Below are 19,410 nucleotides of genomic sequence, written 5' to 3' on the forward strand. Positions count from 1 at the left end.
GCCTCGCGATCACACGAAAACGGGTCACCCCGTGACGACAAGGTAGGGGCGGGCCACGACTACGGCCCGCCCCCACCCACGTTCACTCAACTCCCCCACGGGAGGGGACGGGCCGGAGGGGCCTGGTGTGGGGACGTAAAGCGAAGCAGTCCCCACACCAGGCCCCGCAGGCCCGTCACCGCACCCACAGCCCCGCGCAGCGGACCCCGCCCGCCGCAGGCGCCACCCACCGCACCCAGCCCCGCGCAGCGGCACCGCAGCGGGCGAAGAACGGCGAGCAACCCCCACGACGGGAAAGCCAAAAACGTGGGCCGAAAGCCAAGCGCAGCGAAACCCACGACGGGAAAGCCAAAAACGTGGGCCGCAAGCCAGAAATCAGACCGCTTCGACGACCGCGACCCGGTCCCGGTCCCCCGCGGCCCCCTCGTCCGCGGCGGCCGGCGCCGGACCGCCCCGCAGGGGCACCTCCTTGAGGAACCACGCCGCGGCGAAGCCGATGATGCTGATCACGGCGCCCCAGAGGAAGACGTGATGCGTGCCGGAGGCCACCGCATGCGCGTAGGCGTCCTTGATCATCGGGGGGAGCTGGGCGAGGCTCTTGGGGTCCATCTGGGCGCCGCCGCTGGTCATCTTCTCGCCGGCCTTGCCGATCCGTTCGGCCATCGTGGACTGCACCTGGTGGGTGAAGATCGCGCCGAAGATCGCGACGCCGAAGGAGCCGCCGATCGTGCGGAAGAGGGTGGCGGAGGACGAGCCGACGCCCATGTCCTTCATCTCGACGCTGTTCTGGGCGATCAGCATCGTGGTCTGCATCAGGAAGCCCATGCCGGCGCCGAGCACCGCCATGAAGACACCGGAGGTGAAGCGGGTGGTGCCGGTGTCCATCAGGGACAGCAGGGCCAGGCCCGCGGTGATCAGTCCGCCGCCGACCACGACGAAGATCTTGTACTTGCCGGTCCGGGTGGTGACCCGGCCGGCGAACAGCGACACGGCCATCATGGCGAGCAGCATCGGCAGGAGCAGCAGGCCCGAGTTGGTGGCCGAGGCGCCCTGGACGGTCTGCTGGAAGAGCGGCAGGAACGTCATCGACCCGAACATCACGAAGCCGACCAGGAAGCCGATGAGGGTGACGAGGGAGAAGTTGCCGTTGCGGAAGATGTGCAGCGGCAGCACCGGCTCGCTGACCTTGCGCTCGACGACCAGGAAGAGGGCGAGGGCGACCACGCCGAGGATCCCGAGGCCGATGATCTCGCCGGAGAGCCAGGCGTACTCGGTGCCGCCCCAGGTGGTGATGAGCACCAGCGAGGTGATGCCGAGGGTGAGCAGCGCGGCGCCGGCGTAGTCGATGCGGGTCTGTGCCCGCTTCTTCGGCAGGTGCAGCACCGCGGTCACCATGACCAGGGCGATCGCGCCGAGCGGCAGGTTGATGTAGAAGCTCCAGCGCCAGCCGAGGTGGTCGGTGATGCTGCCGCCGACCAGCGGTCCGCCGATCATGGCGACGGCCATGACGCCGGCCATCATGCCCTGGTACTTGCCGCGTTCCCGCGGCGGGATCAGGTCGCCGATGATCGCCATGACGCCGACCATCAGACCGCCGGCGCCCAGGCCCTGGACGGCGCGGAAGCCGATCAGCTGGCCCATGTCCTGCGCCATGCCGGACAGTGCGGAGCCGATCAGGAAGAGCACGATGGACGACAGGAAGACGCCCTTGCGTCCGTACATGTCGCCGAGCTTGCCCCAGATCGGCGTGGAGGCGGCGGTGGCGAGGGTGTAGGCGGTGACGACCCAGGACAGGTGGTCCATCCCGCCCAGTTCGCCGACGATCGTGGGCATCGCGGTGCCGACGATCATGTTGTCCAGCATCGCGAGCAGCATCGCGATCATCAGTGCGAAGAGCACCACGCGGACGCCGGGCGGCTGTTTGGCCGTGCCCGGGTCCGGTGCCGCGTCGGGTTTCCCGGTGTCCGTCATCTGCTTGTCCCCCGTCGGGGTCGCGTGTCGCGACTTCCCCATCACTCACTCCTACTTACTTGCCGCCCGGCTAGTTCGGTACGGTACGGAAGGTAAGCGGACAACTAGCCGGGCGTCAAGTAAGTTTCTCGGGTGCCCGGCTGGGCAGCCCTCTGACCAGGACCGACAACGCAGGAGAGAGCACCATGAGCACACAGGCGCGCAAGGGAAACACCCGCCAGCGCATCCAGGACGTCGCTCTGGAGCTGTTCTCCGAGCAGGGCTACGACAAGACGTCGCTGCGCGAGATCGCGGAGCGGCTCGAGGTCACCAAGGCGGCGCTCTACTACCACTTCAAGACCAAGGAAGACATCGTCATCAGCCTGTTCCAGGACCTGAGCAGGCCCATCGACGAACTGATCGCCTGGGCCGAGGAGCAGCCGCGCACCCTGGAGACCAAGCAGGAGCTGATCCGCCGCTACAGCGAGTCGCTGCGCTCGGCCGAGCCCCTCTTCCGCTTCATGCAGGAGAACCAGGCGGAGGTGCGCAATCTGAGCATCGGCGAGACCTTCAAATCGCGGATGCTGGCGCTCTTCGGGCTGCTCAAGGAGCCCGACGCGGAGCTGACGGATCAGGTGCGCTGCATCACGGCGCTGTTCTCCATGCATGCGGGCATGTTCGTGATGCAGGGCGTGAGCGGCGACCCCGAGGAGAAGCGCAGGGCCATCCTCGAGGTCGCCACAGAACTGGTCACGGCGGCGAACCCGCCGAACCGCCGGCCAGCCCGGCCGGACTCAGCTCAGACGGCGTCGCCGTGAGCCCGCAGGAATCCGGTCGGCTCGATGCCCGTCCCGTAGTTGGGGCCGGTGCGGACCTCGAAGTGCAGGTGGGGACCGGTGGAGTTACCCGTGCTGCCGGACAGGCCGATCTGCTGGCCGGCGCCGACCTGCTGGCCGACCCGGACCTGTATCTGTGACAGGTGCGCGTACTGGGTGTACGTGCCGTTGTCGTGCTGGATCACGATGGCGTTGCCGTAGGCCGGGCCGTCGCCGCCGCCCCAGGGGCCGGCCTTGACGACGGTGCCCTTGTGGACGGCCTTGACGGCGGTGCCGGTCGGCACGACGAAGTCCTGGCCACTGTGCTTGTGCGACCAGTGGCTGCCGGCGATGCCGAAGGGCTCGCCCAGGGTGTAGTTGCTGACCGGCTTGACCCAGGCGTCGGGCTTCGCGGCCGCGTCCTTCTCGGCCTTGACGGCGGCGGCCTTCGCGGCGGCCGCGGACTTCGCCTGCGCGTCGGCCTGTGCGGTCACGGCGGAACCGACACCCGAGGTGAGGTTCTGCAGGCCCGTGTCGGCAGCGCCGGCAATACCGGCACCCAGGGCGGCGGCAACACCGGCACCGGCGGCGACAACGGCCACGCGATTGCGCAGCGCGGACTTCTTGGCATTGCGGAGAGCGGTGAACTTCGACATGCGGGTTTCCTCCAGTGAATTGCTTGTTTCCCGGCTGCGGTCCGGGATTGCCATTCCTTGGTAACCCGCCTTTGCCGCCCCGCCAAGGGGCCTTTCTACTAACCAGGTCCGTACCAGGAGCGGAGTGAGCGAGGCCCTTGCGTGCCCTCTAGAGCACTGCACGAAACACTCAAAATCGGACATCTCGCACCCGTCCATGAGCCCCTTCCGGGTCACTTGAACAGGCATTTTCGCCATATGTCGCACGGGTGGCGCCCCTCGCGCCCCGGCAACCCCCAGCGACTCCCGCTCCCCGGCCCCGCAACCCCCGCGACTCCGCCGTCCGCTCCCCCTAATACTTTTAGTAGGCCTCAAATCGGCTGTGCGCCATGTCACCGATAAGCAAGATCCAACCCCTTTCCGCACCCCTTTCGGGCGCCCGATTCGGGCCCGGAGTGTTTGTGACGCGGGCAACTCCGAGCCCCGTGGAGTCACCCCCGCGACACTTTGCGGACCGGATTACCCGCGCTTTGTGACCTGAGTTACCCGCAATTTGTGACCTGGGCTACTCGGGCTTTGCGTTGCGGGCTGCCGGGGTTTTGTGGCCTGGATTACTCGGGATTGGCAAATGTCCGAATTAAGGGTGAATGGGGGGCAGATCTCCGTGACCGCCACCACACCGTCACCACACCGTCGCCCGACCACAGCCATACCGCCGCGCCGCAGTCGCACCACCGCCACCACCGCCCCAGCCCGTCCCCGGCGCGATCTGGCCGATCCCCGCCCGCTGCCCCGCCCGCCCCTCTAGCCTGGCGCGACCGCAGCACCGGCCAGGGGGAGGGCGACCGCACGATGGACCCGACAGCACTGGGTATCCGGCTCGCCTCCGGCGTGGTCGCCCCGCTCGTACGCAGGCTCTTCGTCCAGGAGGGGCCCGGCGCCGCCCTGGTGGACCGGCCGGTACGGATCTCGGGGCTGGTCACCTTCACGGGCGAGAAACGCACCCTCGCCGAGAAGGACCTGCACCGGCTCGCGCGGGAGCTGGTGGAGCGGGCCGTACGGTCCGCGGGCCCCGGCGAGCGCCCGCTGCCCGCGGACGAGGAGCCCGCCGTGGCCGGTGCCCTGGCCGCCACGCTGCGCGGGCTGGGCAGCCTCGACATGGACGACGTCCAGGCCGTCCATCTGGGAGCCGACGCCCTCGCCGGGCGTCTGAGGGCGGCGAGCCCCGCCGCCGTCCGCGGCCTCTCCCGGGACGCCGAGCTGCTGCACGACACCCTGCTGGGCCTCGCCTGCCTGCACATCGTGCACTTCTTCACCCGGCGGTCCGCCTTCGTGGCCCGCACCCTCGTGGCGCAGAGCCGGACCCTCGACGGCCTGGTCGGCGCCATGGACGCCGTCCTCGCGCGGCACCCCTCCCCGCAGGCCGCCGACACCGCCTTCGAGCGCGACTACCTCGCCTACCTGGCCCGCAAGCACGGCCGGCTGACCATCTACGGCATCGACCTCACCCACTCCCCGGACCGCTGGCCCCTGGACGCGGCCTACCTGAGCCTGGCGGCGACCGCCCCGGAGGCCACCGCCGCCGGCCCCCTCCACGACGGGGCCGGCCCGCGGCCCGGGCCGCCCGCGCCCCTTCCCGTCCCCGCCGACCAGGCTCTGGCCGGCCGCGACCGGGTGCTGCTGCGCGGGGTCGCCGGCTCCGGCAAGAGCACGCTGGTCCAGTGGCTGGCCGTCTCCTGCACCAAGGCCCCCGGCGAGACGGCCCTCCCCCACCTCTACGGCCGGATCCCCTTCGTCCTCCCCCTGCGCACCCTCACCCGCGACGGGGCGCCCCTGCCCACCCCCGACCGGTTCCTCGCCGCCGTCGGCTGCCCCGTGTCCGGCTCGCAGCCCGCCGGCTGGGCCGACCGTGTCCTGGCCGGCGGCCGGGCGCTCCTCCTCGTCGACGGCCTGGACGAGATCCCCGAGCGGGAGCGCGAGCCCACCCGCCGCTGGCTGCGCGATCTGTCCGACGCCTTCCCCGGCAACCTGTGGCTGGTCACCTCCCGCCCCTCCGCCGTACGCGACGACTGGCTCGCCGCCGACGGCTTCGGCGAACTCACGCTGTCGGCCATGAGCCGTACCGAGGTCGCGGCGTTCATCGGCCGCTGGCACGCCGCGGCCCGCTGCGACGCCGAGGACCCCGAACGCCTCGACGCCTACGAGCAGTCCCTCCTCGCCGCCGTCCACACCACACAGGACCTCGCCCGGCTCGCCACCAACCCCCTCATGTGCGGCCTGATCTGTGCCCTGCACCGGGACCGCCGCGGCTATCTGCCCACCGGCCGCAAGGAGCTCTACGACGCCGCCCTGGGCATGCTGCTCTCCCGCCGGGACCGCGAACGCGACATGGCCGCCCCCACGGGCATCGAGCTGGGCGACGAGCCGCAGATCCAGCTCCTCCAGCGGCTCGCGTACTGGCTCATCCGCAACGGCCGCAACGAACTCGACCGCGAACGGGCCGAGCGCATCGTCGGCGAGGCCCTGCCGGCCGTGCCCGCCGCCGCGGAGCAGGGCGACGCGACGGCCATTTTCCGCCATCTCCTGCTGCGCAGCGGCCTCCTGCGCGAACCGGCCCCCGGCTCCGTCGACTTCGTCCACCGGACCTTCCAGGACTACCTCGGCGCCAAGGCCGCCGTGGAGGACGGGGATTTCGGGCTGCTGGTGGCGCATGCCGAGGACTCCCAGTGGGAGGACGTGATCCGGATGGCGGTGGCCCATGCGCGGCCGCGCGAACGGGCGGAGCTCCTGCGGGGGTTGCTCGCCCGCGGGGACGGCATCGAGGACGACCTGACCCGGGTGCGTGTCCATCTCCTCGCCCTGGCCTGCCTGGAGCACGCCACGGAGCTGGATCCGCTGGTGCGCGCCGAGGTGCACGACCGGGCCGGGGCGATCCTGCCGCCCCGCGACCGCGAGGAGGCGAACCTGCTCGCGCTGGTGGGGCCGCTCGTCCTGGAGCTGCTGCCCGGCCCGGCCGACGGTCTGGAGAAGGACGAGGCCCAAGAGGTGGTGGCCACCGCGGCGCTGCTCGCCTCGGACGGCGCCCTGGAGGTCCTCAAGCGCTTCCGGCGCACCTCATCGTGTGAGCAACAACTCGCCCTGTCCTGGCCGCTGTTCGACACCGAGCGGTACGCGCAGGAGGTGCTCCGGCACCTCTCGGACCGAGCGACGTTCCCCGTACGCAGCCCCGAGGACATGCGTGCGCTGCGGCGGACCGGCGACCGGCCCCGGATCAGCGCCGCCGGCCCGCTCACCGCCCGGGAGCTGGTGGCCGGGCTGCCCACCGAGCGGCTCACCCAACTGACGCTGACCGACAACGACGCGCTCGGCAGCCTGGACTTCCTCACGGAGTTCCCCGCCCTGCGCTCCCTGACGCTGGTGGACTGCCCGAAGATCGACAGCCTCGCCCCACTCGCCGGGATGCCGTTGACCATGCTGTCGGTGACGGCACGGGACCGTGCCGGGGTGCGCTGCCCGGACGGGCTGCACCTGTTGGAGCGCCTCCGCCACCTGCGCCTCCTGGCTCCCCTCCCGCCCGAGGGGCTGCGGGCGCTGCCGGCGGACGCCCCGCTGGACACGCTGCTGATCGAAGGCCCGGTCGAGGCCGGGTTCTGCGCGCTGCGCCACTGGCCGGAGCTCAGGATCCTGCAACTGCGGAGTCTCACGGAAGCCTTCCCCGACGACGCCTGGGACGCCCTGGCGCACCTGCCCGGCCTGGAGGAGTTCGCGTTCGGCCTGGCGGCCGGGCAGACCCTGCGGATCCCCGCGGGCCTCCGGCTGCCGCAGGTGACGACGCTGAGCGCGATCAATGTCGCGCGGGGCCCGCTCGCGGGCCTGAGCCGTGCCGTGGCCGCCGCCCTCCCGGCGTTCCCCGCCCTGCGCACCCTCCAGCTCTACGGTCTCACCGGCGGCCCCGTCGCCCTTCCACCGCTGACCGGCCTGCCCGATCTGCGGAAGGTCTTCCTCTCCTACCTCCGCCCCGAGCCCGCCCCCGCACTCCCGCCGGATATCGAACTCACTTACTTCCCCCGGCCCCGCACATAGGCCGGCCGGTGCCGTCGGACCGCCCCGGCACGTGCGCGGCCGACGGGCACCCGCCCGCATCTGCTGATCGCCGGGCAATTACTTCCGGCCGTGCTCGAAACGGGCGTCTTCCCCGCCGAGACGTGCGCCCGAGGGCGGTTCGCTTACGGCCCCGGGGTTCTCGGGGTTTCCCCGGAGTGGCTGCCGGCCTTTCCGGAACTGGACGTGCTCCGGACGCGCCGGTGTGCCGCCGGCGTATTCCGCGGGGTGCGGTGTTGCCGGCGGAATGAGCATCGGGCAGAGGGAGCGGCCGGGCATCGGTGGCGTTGTCCAGAAACGGCCGAAAATGACCTAGCAATTTCGGAGCTGAATTTCTCTGCCGCATACGGAACTGCCCCGGAACCGTGAGAAACGATTCCGGGGCAGTGCCGTATGTGCGATATACGCGGTGCCGTCAGGCGTCCTTGCTCAGGTTCGGGCCCGAGCCGCCGGTGGCGGACTCGATCGGCGGGGCGTCGGGCAGTGCCGACTTCTCCTCGCCGCGGAAGGTGAACTTGGCGGTGTCACCCTCGCCCTCGACATCGACGACCACGATGTGGCCCGGACGCAGCTCGCTGAAGAGGATCTTCTCCGAGAGGGCGTCCTCGATCTCGCGCTGGATCGTGCGGCGCAGCGGACGGGCGCCGAGCACCGGGTCGTACCCGCGCTTGGCCAGCAGCGACTTGGCCTCGCCGCTGAGCTCGATGCCCATGTCGCGGTCCTTGAGCCGCTCGTCCACCTTGGCGATCATGAGGTCGACGATCTGGATGATGTCTTCCTCGGTGAGCTGGTGGAAGACGACCGTGTCGTCCACACGGTTGAGGAACTCGGGGCGGAAGTGCTGCTTGAGCTCTTCGTTGACCTTGTTCTTCATCCGCTCGTAGCTGGACTTGGTGTCGCCCTGGGCCGCGAAGCCCAGGTTGAAGCCCTTGGAGATGTCCCGGGTGCCGAGGTTGGTCGTCATGATGATGACCGTGTTCTTGAAGTCCACGACCCGGCCCTGGGAGTCGGTCAGGCGACCGTCCTCCAGGATCTGCAGCAGCGAGTTGAAGATGTCCGGGTGGGCCTTCTCGACCTCGTCGAAGAGCACGACGGAGAACGGCTTGCGGCGCACCTTCTCGGTGAGCTGGCCGCCCTCTTCGTAGCCGACGTAGCCGGGGGGCGAACCGAACAGCCGGGAGACGGTGTGCTTCTCGCTGAACTCCGACATGTCGAGGGAGATCAGCGCGTCCTCGTCGCCGAAGAGGAACTCCGCCAGCGTCTTGGACAGCTCGGTCTTACCGACACCGGACGGGCCGGCGAAGATGAACGAGCCGCCGGGACGCTTGGGGTCCTTCAGGCCGGCACGGGTACGGCGGATGGCCTGGGAGAGCGCCTTGATGGCGTCCTTCTGGCCGATGACGCGCTTGTGGAGCTCGTCCTCCATGCGCAGCAGCCGCGAGGACTCCTCCTCGGTGAGCTTGAAGACCGGGATGCCGGTGGCCGTGGCCAGGACCTCGGCGATCAGCTCCTCGTCCACCTCGGCGACGACGTCCATGTCGCCGGCCTTCCACTCCTTCTCCCGCTTCGCCTTGGCGGCCAGGAGCTGCTTCTCCTTGTCGCGCAGGCCCGCGGCCATCTCGAAGTCCTGCGAGTCGATCGCGGACTCCTTCTCCCGGCGCACATCGGCGATCTTCTCGTCGAATTCGCGCAGGTCCGGCGGTGCGGTCATGCGGCGGATCCGCATCCGGGAGCCGGCCTCGTCGATCAGGTCGATCGCCTTGTCCGGCAGGAAGCGGTCGGAGATGTAGCGGTCGGCGAGGGTGGCCGCCGCGACCAGCGCGGAGTCCGTGATGGACACGCGGTGGTGCGCTTCGTAGCGGTCCCGCAGACCCTTGAGGATCTCGATGGTGTGCGGGAGCGACGGCTCGGCGACCTGGATCGGCTGGAAGCGGCGCTCCAGGGCCGCGTCCTTCTCCAGGTGCTTGCGGTACTCGTCGAGCGTGGTGGCGCCGATGGTCTGCAGCTCGCCTCGCGCCAGCATGGGCTTGAGGATGCTCGCGGCGTCGATCGCGCCCTCGGCGGCGCCCGCACCCACCAGGGTGTGGAGCTCGTCGATGAACAGGATGATGTCGCCGCGGGTGCGGATCTCCTTGAGGACCTTCTTCAGGCGCTCCTCGAAGTCACCGCGGTAGCGGGAGCCGGCGACCAGGGCACCGAGGTCGAGGGTGTAGAGGTGCTTGTCCTTGAGGGTCTCGGGCACCTCGCCCTTGACGATGGCCTGCGCCAGGCCCTCGACGACCGCCGTCTTGCCGACGCCGGGCTCGCCGATGAGGACCGGGTTGTTCTTGGTACGGCGGGAGAGCACCTGCATGACCCGCTCGATTTCCTTCTCGCGCCCGATCACCGGGTCGAGCTTGGTCTCGCGGGCGGCCTGCGTCAGGTTGCGGCCGAACTGGTCCAGGACGAGGGAGGTCGAGGGGGTGCCCTCGGCGGGGCCGCCGGCGGTGGCGGCCTCCTTGCCCTGGTAGCCGGAGAGCAGCTGGATGACCTGCTGCCGCACCCGGTTCAGATCGGCGCCCAGCTTCACCAGGACCTGGGCGGCGACGCCCTCGCCCTCGCGGATCAGGCCGAGCAGGATGTGCTCCGTACCGATGTAGTTGTGGCCGAGCTGGAGGGCCTCGCGGAGCGAGAGCTCCAGGACCTTCTTGGCACGGGGGGTGAAGGGGATGTGCCCGGACGGGGCCTGCTGGCCCTGGCCGATGATCTCCTCCACCTGCTGGCGGACCGCCTCGAGCGAAATCCCGAGGCTCTCCAGGGCCTTAGCGGCGACACCCTCACCCTCATGGATCAGGCCCAGGAGGATGTGCTCGGTGCCGATGTAGTTGTGGTTGAGCATCCGGGCTTCTTCCTGAGCCAGGACGACAACCCGCCGCGCACGGTCGGTGAACCTCTCGAACATCGTTAATCGCTCCTCAGAGCGGTCAGGCAGTTAGGGGTCGGTCCCCTCCCTGTCCTTCCGCATGCTAGTCCCGCGGGGCGGGACAGCTCATTCCAACTGCCGACACCCGTCCGGATCACCCCCGCTCCGGCGGGGAAATTTACTGCCGAACAGCTGACATCTGCTCCAACTCGATGGTGCGAGACGATGTTCCCGCAGGCCAGGTATATACGCCCACTGCCACTACGCCCATGGCGAACGCGCCCTGCACCGACACGCCGTCCGCCGCCGGCCCTCGGCCCGGCGGAGGCGCCTCGGGCGCCGGTCACACCGTCTCTTCCCACTGACACTGTCTTACCCGCCGGCACTGACACTCCATGCGGCGCAGGGCCCTTCCATCCGCTACGGGCGAACATCCGCACGCCACCGAAAGCCCCTCGCGCCCTCTTGCGCGGGCACGGTGCGTATTGACACTTCCACTCAGCGTAACTTCCGGGATCGTCGGGAGTTGCACGGGGCATGGCCCGCGTGCTTCCGCGCCCCCGCAGCCCCTTCGTCCCCCTCACGCCTCCCGCTCCCCTCGCCGCGCTTCGCCGCCGGTACGAGGAGGAGCTGGGCTGGCCCACCACCGCCACGGGGCCGGTGGAGCTGCTGACGGGGCTGTCTTTCGACGTCCTGGAGATGCCGGCCGATGCGGGGGATGCCGTATTGCGGCGGCTGCCGCGCACCGGCCCCGTGGCACTGGTCCGGGCCGGAAGCGGCGGGAAACACCCGGCTGATCGGCCGAAATTGCTCATGCTCATCGCGGCCGGGGGTGCGGAAGAACTTCCGGGAATCCTGGAATGGCTGGAGTGGGGCGCACTGGCGGTGGATCTCACGGCGCGGGGGGCCGGAGACCGTATGCCCGCTCCGGCGTTCCCGGGCGGCCCGGCACTGTCATACGGATTCGGCTCGTGGGAGGCCGCGGGATGGGTGCGGCCTCCCCGGCCCGGGTACGAGGCGGGGAATTCCCTGCCCACCACGGGGTTCGGGACAGGAATCGGGGACGTTGGGGGCGCCCCCGACCTCGTACGGCTCGTGAGCGCGGCGGCGACGGAGTGCCACCGTGCCCGGTTGCGGCGTGCTCGTAATGACCAATCGGACCGCGCGTACGGAGATCAGCCGTTGGCCTTCTCGAATGCCTCGCGAATGTCGGCGGGGACGCGGCCGCGGTCATTGACGTTGTAGCCGTTCTCCTTCGCCCAGGCGCGGATCTTCGCAGTGTCCTGGCTGCCGCCGGAAGCCGCACCACGCGACTTGCCGCGGCCCGAAGAAGCGCGGCCACCGGTGCGGCGACCCGCCTTCACGAAGTCGGCAAGCGAGTCGCGCAGCTTCTGCGCGTTGCCCTCGGAGAGGTCGATCTCGTAGGACTTGCCGTCGAGAGCGAACGTCACCGTCTCGTCCGCCTCGCCACCGTTGAGGTCGTCGACAAGAAGAACCTGAACCTTCTGTGCCACCGGTTTCCCTTTCATCGAATGCGGATTACGACGGAAAGCAAACCGCTTTTCCGGGAAAAACACAAACCCTTGGGTAGGGTTCACTTGCCCGCAGACCGGGGAACGCATGCTTCCGTAGCCATGAGATAGGGGAGCGATTCGGACATAGAACACTCATCACAGGTGCAGAAGCATCCGGCTGTTACCCAGGGTGTTGGGCTTCACTCGTTCGAGGCCCAGGAACTCCGCAACGCCCTCGTCATAGGAACGCAGCAGCTCACTGTAGACATCACCGTCTACCGGAGCTTCGCCGATCTCCACGAAGCCGTGCTTGGTGAAGAAGTCGACTTCGAAGGTGAGACAGAAAATGCGCCGCACTCCGAGCCAGCTGGCAGTGCGCAGCAGCTTCTCCAGGACTTGGTGGCCGACGCCCGATCCCTTCAGGCGCGGATCCACGGCCAGGGTGCGTACCTCGGCGAGGTCTTCCCACATGACGTGGAGTGCTCCGCAGCCGACGACCTCGGCGTCTTCGTCCCGCTCGGCCACCCAGAACTCCTGGATGTCCTCGTAAAGCGTGACGGTGGCTTTGTCGAGCAGGATCCCGTCGCGCGAGTAGGAGTCGATGAGGCGGCGTACGGCCGGTACATCGGCGGTTCTGGCGCGGCGGACGGTGAGGCCTTTTGAATGCGGAGGCATGCCGGGACGCTATCGCCCGTTGCCGGTGGCATCCGCCCCGGGTTCATCCCCTCCGGCCGGCCCGGCGTCCCCGGCGCCTTCCGCTGCCGCGGGTGCTCCGCCTTCTTGTGCGGGAGCGGCCGGTGCGGGCCGTGGTGCCTGTTGTTCCGTGCCGTCCGCCGGTTCGTCGACCTGCACCATCCGTACGGCGTCGCGCAGGGCGTGCCGTTGTTCCGGCGACATCATGCCGAAGAAGGCCACGAGGGCGGCCGCGGGGTTGTCGCTGGCGGACCATGCTTCGTTCATGAGTGCGGCCGCGTAGGCGGCGCGGGTGGAGACCGCCTCGTATCGATAGGCGCGGCCTTCCGCTTCGCGGCGCACCCAGCCCTTCTGGTGCAGGTTGTCCAATACGGTCATGACCGTGGTGTAGGCGATCGACCGTTCCTTCTGCAGATCTTCCAGGACTTCTCGGACGGTGACCGGGCGGTTCCACTCCCAGACACGCGTCATGACCGCGTCTTCCAGATCACCCAAGCGTCTCGGCACACAAGAACAATAGTGGGAGATGTCGCGTATGCCCGTTGATCTCGTGGCGTTTGGGCCGGAAAAAGGCGGTACGGCCCGGGAGGGAGCCTCCGGGGCCGTACGGTGCGCGCGGGCCGCCCGGCGGGCGGCGGGCGGCTCAGGCGCCGTGCGCCGTGGCCTCCTGGCCGGTGGATTCGGTGCGCGAGAGCGCGGCGTCCACTGCGGCGTCCTCCTTGGCCTTGTTCGCCCCGCCCTGGCTCTTGACGATCGTCACGATCAGGGCGGTGAAGGCCACGGCCATCACTACCGGCGGGAGCAGCGCTGCGACGTAATCCATGGCGTTCGGCCTCCTTTGGGCGGGGAGATTCCAGAGTACGCAGCGCTCAGGCGGTGCGGCTCTCGGGGGGCGGGGCGGGGCGGCGGCGGGGCGGGAACACCTCGCCGGGGGTGGGGATCGGCCGGTCCCTGCGCGGCGTCTTGGGGGGCGAGGGCGCGGGCTGGGGCTTGCGCTCCGGTTCGGGCTTCCGCTCGGGCTCCGGTTCCCGCCCGTCGCGGGCCGCCGAGCGGCCGCCCGGGAGCGCGCGCAGCCGGGTCCGTACGGACTGTTCGGCCAGTTGCTCGCAGTGCCGCAGCAGGGCGCTGCGGCGTTCGCGCTCGGCCCGGCCGGCGGGCCGCGCGGTCAGGGAGCGCAGGGCGGCGAGGTCGTCGGGGCCGGGGACGTGCCCGGCCGAGAGCGCCTCGGTCAGCTGCGCGAGGTAGCCGGCGGCCGAGCCGGGCAGGGCTTCGCGGTAGCGGGCGAGGTCGGCGAGCAGGAAGGCGCGCAGCCGGCCGCCTTCGCGGACCGCCTCGTCGACCGCCTCGGCCAGCCGGAGATATTCCTGGATGTCCTGCGACCGCTCGGGCCCGGGGGCGCCGAGCGGGGCGGGGTGGGGCGTTGTCTGCAGGGCATGGGCGAGGGCGCGACGGAGCACACGCAACTCATCGGCGCTGAACGCCATGCCGCCGCGGGTTCCGTTTGGCATTGGCATGTGGCGACTTTACGACCGTTTTCGACAAAAGCCGCTTAATTCGTGAACGGTGGCGCGGCAGCGAGCCGCACCACCGCACATCCGGCGCCGGAAAGGGCTCCCGGGCCGGGATTGCGCCGCGACGGCGCGGACCGCTCGGCCGCACCCCGCCCGGCGCTCCGCTACGACCGGGCGATGTTCCGCTCGTAGACCAGCCGCAGCCCGATGAGGGTGAGCCAGGGCTCGTGCGAGTCGATCACCGACGATTCGCCGAGCACCATCGGCGCCAGCCCGCCGGTGGCGATCACGGTCACCTCGTCCGGGTCCTCGGCCAGCTCGCGCGCCATCCGCTGCACCACGCCGTCGACCTGGCCCGTGAAGCCGTAGAGGATGCCGGACTGCATGGCCTCCACGGTGTTCTTGCCGATGACGCTGCGCGGCCGGGCCAGTTCGATCTTGCGGAGCTGGGCGCCCTTGACGCCCAGCGCGTCCACGGAGATCTCGATGCCCGGGGCGATCACGCCGCCGACGTACTCGCCGCGCGCGCTGACCGCGTCGAAGGTGGTGGCCGTGCCGAAGTCGACGACCACCGCGGGGCCGCCGTAGAGCTCGACGGCCGCCAGGGCGTTGATGATCCGGTCGGCGCCGACCTCCTTGGGGTTGTCCATGAGGATCGGCACCCCCGTCTTGACGCCCGGCTCCACCAGGACCGCGGGCACGTCGCCGTAGTAGCGGCGGGTCACCTCGCGCAGCTCGTGCAGGACGGAGGGGACCGTGGAGCAGATGGAGATGCCCTCGATGCCGTCGCCCAGGTCGTCGCCGAGCAGCGGGTGCATGCCCATCAGGCCCTGCAGGAGGACGGCGAGCTCGTCGGCGGTGCGCCGGGCGTCGGTGGAGATCCGCCAGTGCTCGACGATCTCCTCGCCGTCGAACAGGCCGAGAACGGTGTGGGTGTTCCCCACGTCGATGGTCAGCAGCATGCTCCGCACCGCCTCCGGGTCACATCACGCCCGAACGGCCCGCCCGCGGTGGCGGGCGGGGCGACGGGCGGGCGGGGGTTTCCTGCGTCGATGGTCGCGAGCATGACGGTCAGCCGTCCTCGCGCAGGTCGAGGCCGATGTCGAGGACCGGGGAGGAGTGCGTGAGGGCACCCACCGCGAGGTAATCGACGCCGGTCTCGGCGTAGGTGCGGGCGTTGTCCAGGGTCAGCCGGCCCGACGACTCCAGCATGGCGCGCCCGGCGACCAGCTCCACGGCCTCGCGGGTCTGCTCCGGGGTGAGGTTGTCCAGCAGGATCAGGTCGGCGCCCTCGGCGAGGATCGGCGGGATCTGGTCGATCCGGTCGACCTCCACCTCGATCGGCACCCCGGGGAACTCGGACCGTACGGCCGTGAACGCCTCGGCGACGCCGCCCGCCGCGACCACGTGGTTGTCCTTGATCAGCGCCGCGTCCGACAGCGACATCCGGTGGTTGACGCCGCCGCCGCAGCGCACCGCGAACTTCTCCAGGGCGCGCAGCCCCGGCGTCGTCTTACGGGTGTCGCGGACCTTGGTCTTCGTCCCTTCGAGCGCGTCGGCCCAGGCCCGGGTGGCGGTCGCGATGCCCGACAGACGGCCCAGGATGTTCAGCGCGCTGCGCTCGGCGGTGAGCAGGTCGCGGGTGCGGGTGGTGACGCTCAGCAGCGGGGTGCCGGCCGCGACCCGGTCGCCGTCCTCGACGTGCCGCTCGACCGCGAACTCGTCGGTGCACACGATGGACAGCACCGCCTCGGCGATCCGCAGCCCGGCGACCGTACCGGCCTGCCGGGCCGTGAAGTCGCCGGTGGCGACCGCGTCCTCGGGGACGGTGGCCACGGTCGTGACGTCCACGCCCTGGTCGAGGTCCTCCTCGATGGCGAGGTGCGCGAGGTCCTCGACCTGTACGGGGTCGAGCCCGGCGGCCACCAGGAGGGCTGCCAGGTCGGGGTCGAGACCGCAGGTCAGCGGGTCGAGCTCGTACGCGCCCTCGTCGCCGCCGCAGCCGCAGGCGTCGCCGCAGCCGCCGCCGGTGGGCCGGCCGATCTGGAGGAGGGGGAGGTCGTCGCGGGTGCTGCTCACGGGCTGGGCTCCGGTTTCGGGGAGGAAGGGGGCGGGGGGTTGCGCGGGGCTGTCCCGGCGGGCGCTGGGGCCGGCGGGCCGGTGCGCGTCGGGGGGCCGGTGGTCAGGGGCGGGGTGGGCGGTCATCGGTGGTCACGGGGCCGTGGTCGGCGGGAAGTCGGCGGTCGCCGTCGTACGGAGGGTCAGCGCGCGGTCCGCGTCCAGGGTGATGCGGAAGTGCCGGCGCCAGGAGGCATCGTCGCGGTCCGGGTGGTCCTCGCGCCAATGGCAGCCGCGGGTCTCCGCGCGGCGCTGTGCCGCGGCCACCAGCACCCTGGCGACACACAGCAGGTTGGTCGCCTCCCACGCCTCCACACCGGGCTCGGGGGACTTGTGGGCGGTGCCGGCGCTCGGCTCCGTCGCCTCGCGGTGGATGCGGTCCAGTGCGGCGGCGGCCCCAGCGAGACTCTCGGCGCTGCGCAGCACGCCCGCCCCGGCGGTCATGATCCGCTGCACGGCGGTACGGCTCTCGGGGGCGAGGAGGGGGAGGGTGGTGCGCGGCGCGGACGCCGGAGCGCGGTCCCCGGCGGGATCCGGCGCGGGATCCGGCACGGGGCCCTCGGTGAGGTCCGCGGCGATCCGCTCGGCGAAGACCAGGCCCTCCAGGAGGGAGTTGGAGGCGAGGCGGTTGGCGCCGTGGACGCCGGTGCAGGCGACCTCGCCGCAGGCGTAGAGACCCGGGACGGTGGTGCGTCCGCGCAGGTCGGTGCGTACGCCGCCGGAGGCGTAGTGCGCGGCCGGGGCGACCGGTATCGGCTCGGTGACCGGGTCGATGCCGTGGCTGCGGCAGGCGGCCAGGATGGTCGGGAACCGGGTCTCCCACATCTGCGCGCCGAAGTGCCGGCCGTCCAGATACATGTGCTCGACGCCCTGTTCGTGCGCCTGGCGCATGATCGCCTTGGCGACGATGTCGCGCGGTGCCAGCTCGGCGAGTTCGTGCTGCCCGACCATGAAGCGGGTGCCGTCGGCGTCGACGAGGTGTGCGCCCTCGCCCCGTACGGCCTCGGAGATCAGCGGCTGCTGGCCCTCCGCTTCCGGGCCCAAATACAGGACGGTGGGGTGGAATTGGACGAATTCCAGGTCGGAGACCTCCGCGCCGGCGCGCAGCGCCAGCGCCACCCCGTCGCCGGTGGAGACCGCCGGGTTGGTGGTCGCGGAGAAGACCTGCCCCATGCCTCCGGTGGCGAGCACCACCGCCGGGGCGTGGACGGCCCCGACGCCGTCGTGCTGGCCCTCCCCCATGACGTGCAGGGTGACGCCGGACGTACGGCCGTCGGCGTCGGTGAGCAGGTCGAGGACGAGCGCGTTCTCGATGGTGCGCAGCCCGGCGTCGCGGACCGCCTCGACGAGCGCGCGGGAGATCTCGGCCCCGGTGGCGTCGCCGCCGGCGTGCGCGATCCGGCGGCGGTGGTGGCCGCCTTCACGGGCGAGCGCTATCTCGTCGCTGCCCGGTGCGGTGTCGAAGCGGGCACCGGAGCGGATCAGCCGGTGCACGGCGTCCGGGCCCTCGGTGACCAGGGTCCGCACGGCCGCCTCGTCGCACAGCCCGGCGCCCGCCACGAGCGTGTCGGCCAGGTGCTGCTCCGGGGTGTCGCCGTCGCCGAGAGCCGCCGCGATACCGCCCTGGGCCCAGCGTGTGGAGCCGTCGTCCAGGCGGGCCTTGGTGACCACGACGGTACGGCGCCCGGCCGCGGCGCAGCGCAGCGCGGCGGTCAGCCCGGCCACCCCGGAGCCCACCACCACGACGTCCGCTTCGATGGACCAGCCGGGGGCTGGGGCCTTCAGGCGTATGCCGGTGCCTGATACGGGGCCGGGGCCGGTGCCTGTTCCGGTGGCGGTCATCGGGTCGCTCCGAGGGGGCCTTGGGGGGTGGTCGGGGGTGTGGTGGGGGCGGTGGGGGTGGGGGCCGGCGTGGTGCGGGAGTCCTGCGGGGTGGTGCCGTGCTGCCCCGTGGTCCCGTCCTGCGCCGTGGTCCCGTCCTGCCCCGTGGTTCCATCCTGCGGCGTGGTGCTGTCCTGCGGCGTGGTGCTGTCCTGCGGCGTGGTGCTGTCCTGGTGGGCGGTCGCCGGCTGGGGGCGTCCGGCCCCGAAGACGAGCCGGATGTTGTCGATCAGCCGTGTGGTGCCGACCTTCGCGGCGACCGCGAGGATGGCCTCGCCCTCGTACGCGTCCGGGATCTCGGTGAAGTCCGACGGGTCGACCAGCGCCAGGTAGTCCAGTGTGAGCGGCGGGTCGAGGCGGGCGGCGTCCTCCAGGACCGCGCGGGCCGCGGCCCGCGCCACACAGGGGCCGTGCGGGGGCCCTGCGGCGGCGTAGGCGACCGCGTGTGCGTCGGCGGCCGCCCGGTCCTCGCCGAGGGCTGCCAGGGCCGCGGAGCGGTGCTGTGCCGCATGGCCCACGGAGGCGGCGCGGGCGCGCAGCGCCTCCTCGGCGGCGAGCCGGTCACGGGCCGCGAACAGCGCCGCCGACAACGCGAGCGCGGTGCTCCGCTCCGGGGCCGAGAGGTAGCGGTTGCGGCTGGACAGGGCCAGACCGTCCTCCTCGCGCACCGTGGGGACACCGACGATCTCGACGGGGAAGTTGAGGTCGGCGGCCATCCGCGTGATCACCGCGAGCTGCTGGGCGTCCTTCTGCCCGTAGAGGGCGACGTCCGGCGCGGTCAGGTGCAGCAGCTTGGCGACGACGGTCAGGACGCCGTCGAAGTGCCCGGGGCGGCTGGCGCCCTCCAGGAGGGTCCCCATGGGGCCCGCGGCGATCCGGATCTGCGGCTCCCCGCCCGGGTAGACCTCGTCGACGGACGGGGCGAACACCGCGTCCGCGCCGGCCGCTGCGGCCAGCCCGACATCCGCGTCCAGGGTGCGCGGATAGCGGTCCAGGTCCTCCCCGGCACCGAACTGCAGCGGGTTGACGAAGACCGTGACGACGACCTGCCCCTGCGGACCGACCCGGCGGCGGGCGGCGCGGATCAAGGTGGCGTGGCCCTCGTGGAGCGCGCCCATGGTCATGACGACGGCACGGGCCCCGGCCCGGCGGGGCAGCTCGCGCAGGGCGGCGGCGGTGTGGACGAGGCGGGTGGGGTGGGGCGCGTCCGCGGGCGGGGCCGTCGGGGGGCTTGCGTCCATGGGCGGGGCCGTCCGGCTGCTCGTGTCCGTGGGCCGGGCCGGGCGACTC

Annotated in this window: 15 protein-coding genes; 3 read left to right on the plus strand and 12 right to left on the minus strand. The window is 71.3% G+C overall.

Features of this window, described 5'->3' with window-relative positions:
- Positions 1–375 precede the first annotated feature (375 nt).
- Positions 376–1,971 (minus strand): MDR family MFS transporter, encoded by a 1,596-nt coding sequence (locus AB0411_RS34340; RefSeq protein WP_403146126.1) that lies wholly within the window; start codon positions 1,969–1,971, stop codon positions 376–378.
- 185 nt (positions 1,972–2,156) lie between these two features.
- On the opposite strand from AB0411_RS34340, the gene AB0411_RS34345 reads away from it, so the two are divergent.
- A complete protein-coding gene (locus AB0411_RS34345; protein ID WP_366421167.1) occupies positions 2,157–2,768 on the plus strand; it encodes a TetR/AcrR family transcriptional regulator in 612 nt (203 codons plus the stop codon).
- Here AB0411_RS34345 and AB0411_RS34350 read toward each other — a convergent pair.
- On the minus strand, positions 2,750–3,421 hold the full coding sequence (locus AB0411_RS34350; protein ID WP_366421168.1) for a M23 family metallopeptidase: 672 nt from the start codon (positions 3,419–3,421) through the stop codon (positions 2,750–2,752). The genes AB0411_RS34345 and AB0411_RS34350 overlap by 19 nt on opposite strands.
- An 831-nt stretch (positions 3,422–4,252) precedes the next feature.
- On the opposite strand from AB0411_RS34350, the gene AB0411_RS34355 reads away from it, so the two are divergent.
- Positions 4,253–7,483 (plus strand): NACHT domain-containing protein, encoded by a 3,231-nt coding sequence (locus tag AB0411_RS34355; protein ID WP_366421169.1) that lies wholly within the window; start codon positions 4,253–4,255, stop codon positions 7,481–7,483.
- Positions 7,484–7,916: 433 nt separating this feature from the next.
- Here AB0411_RS34355 and AB0411_RS34360 read toward each other — a convergent pair whose 3' ends face one another.
- The gene (locus AB0411_RS34360) at positions 7,917–10,442 is read right to left on the minus strand and encodes an ATP-dependent Clp protease ATP-binding subunit (RefSeq protein WP_086720454.1); all 2,526 of its coding nucleotides are present in this window, start codon (positions 10,440–10,442) and stop codon (positions 7,917–7,919) included.
- 498 nt (positions 10,443–10,940) lie between these two features.
- Here AB0411_RS34360 and AB0411_RS34365 point away from each other — a divergent pair, with 498 nt between their 5' ends.
- On the plus strand, positions 10,941–11,648 hold the full coding sequence (locus AB0411_RS34365) for an SCO3374 family protein (protein WP_366421170.1): 708 nt from the start codon (positions 10,941–10,943) through the stop codon (positions 11,646–11,648).
- Here the strand turns inward: AB0411_RS34365 and AB0411_RS34370 are convergent.
- The 9 genes from AB0411_RS34370 to panC form a co-directional block, all read right to left on the minus strand.
- Complete coding sequence (locus AB0411_RS34370) at positions 11,579–11,917, minus strand: histone-like nucleoid-structuring protein Lsr2 (protein ID WP_086720451.1); 339 nt, start codon at positions 11,915–11,917, stop codon at positions 11,579–11,581. The genes AB0411_RS34365 and AB0411_RS34370 overlap by 70 nt on opposite strands.
- 156 nt (positions 11,918–12,073) lie before the next feature.
- Positions 12,074–12,592, minus strand: a complete 519-nt coding sequence (locus AB0411_RS34375; RefSeq protein ID WP_086720450.1) for an amino-acid N-acetyltransferase — start codon at positions 12,590–12,592, stop codon at positions 12,074–12,076.
- 9 nt (positions 12,593–12,601) lie between these two features.
- Complete coding sequence (locus AB0411_RS34380) at positions 12,602–13,081, minus strand: BlaI/MecI/CopY family transcriptional regulator (RefSeq protein ID WP_403146122.1); 480 nt, start codon at positions 13,079–13,081, stop codon at positions 12,602–12,604.
- A 172-nt stretch (positions 13,082–13,253) separates the two neighbouring features.
- Positions 13,254–13,433: a hypothetical protein gene (locus AB0411_RS34385; protein WP_152104645.1), complete on the minus strand. Its 180-nt coding sequence runs from the start codon at positions 13,431–13,433 to the stop codon at positions 13,254–13,256.
- 46 nt (positions 13,434–13,479) lie between these two features.
- Entirely contained in the window at positions 13,480–14,094 is a 615-nt protein-coding gene (locus AB0411_RS34390; protein WP_366421193.1) for a hypothetical protein, read from the minus strand.
- Positions 14,095–14,285: 191 nt separating this feature from the next.
- The gene (locus tag AB0411_RS34395) at positions 14,286–15,083 is read right to left on the minus strand and encodes a type III pantothenate kinase (protein WP_086721871.1); all 798 of its coding nucleotides are present in this window, start codon (positions 15,081–15,083) and stop codon (positions 14,286–14,288) included.
- Positions 15,084–15,192: 109 nt separating this feature from the next.
- On the minus strand, positions 15,193–16,200 hold the full coding sequence (nadC, locus tag AB0411_RS34400; RefSeq protein WP_366421172.1) for a carboxylating nicotinate-nucleotide diphosphorylase: 1,008 nt from the start codon (positions 16,198–16,200) through the stop codon (positions 15,193–15,195).
- Between the two features lie 132 nt (positions 16,201–16,332).
- A complete protein-coding gene (locus AB0411_RS34405; protein WP_366421173.1) occupies positions 16,333–18,081 on the minus strand; it encodes an L-aspartate oxidase in 1,749 nt (582 codons plus the stop codon).
- Positions 18,078–19,361: a pantoate--beta-alanine ligase gene (gene panC / locus AB0411_RS34410; RefSeq protein WP_366421174.1), complete on the minus strand. Its 1,284-nt coding sequence runs from the start codon at positions 19,359–19,361 to the stop codon at positions 18,078–18,080. Before panC ends, AB0411_RS34405 begins: the two co-directional genes overlap by 4 nt.
- Between the last annotated feature and the right edge of the window lie 49 nt (positions 19,362–19,410).

Source organism: Streptomyces angustmyceticus (assembly GCF_040701845.1).
GTDB classification, from domain to species: domain Bacteria; phylum Actinomycetota; class Actinomycetes; order Streptomycetales; family Streptomycetaceae; genus Streptomyces; species Streptomyces angustmyceticus_A.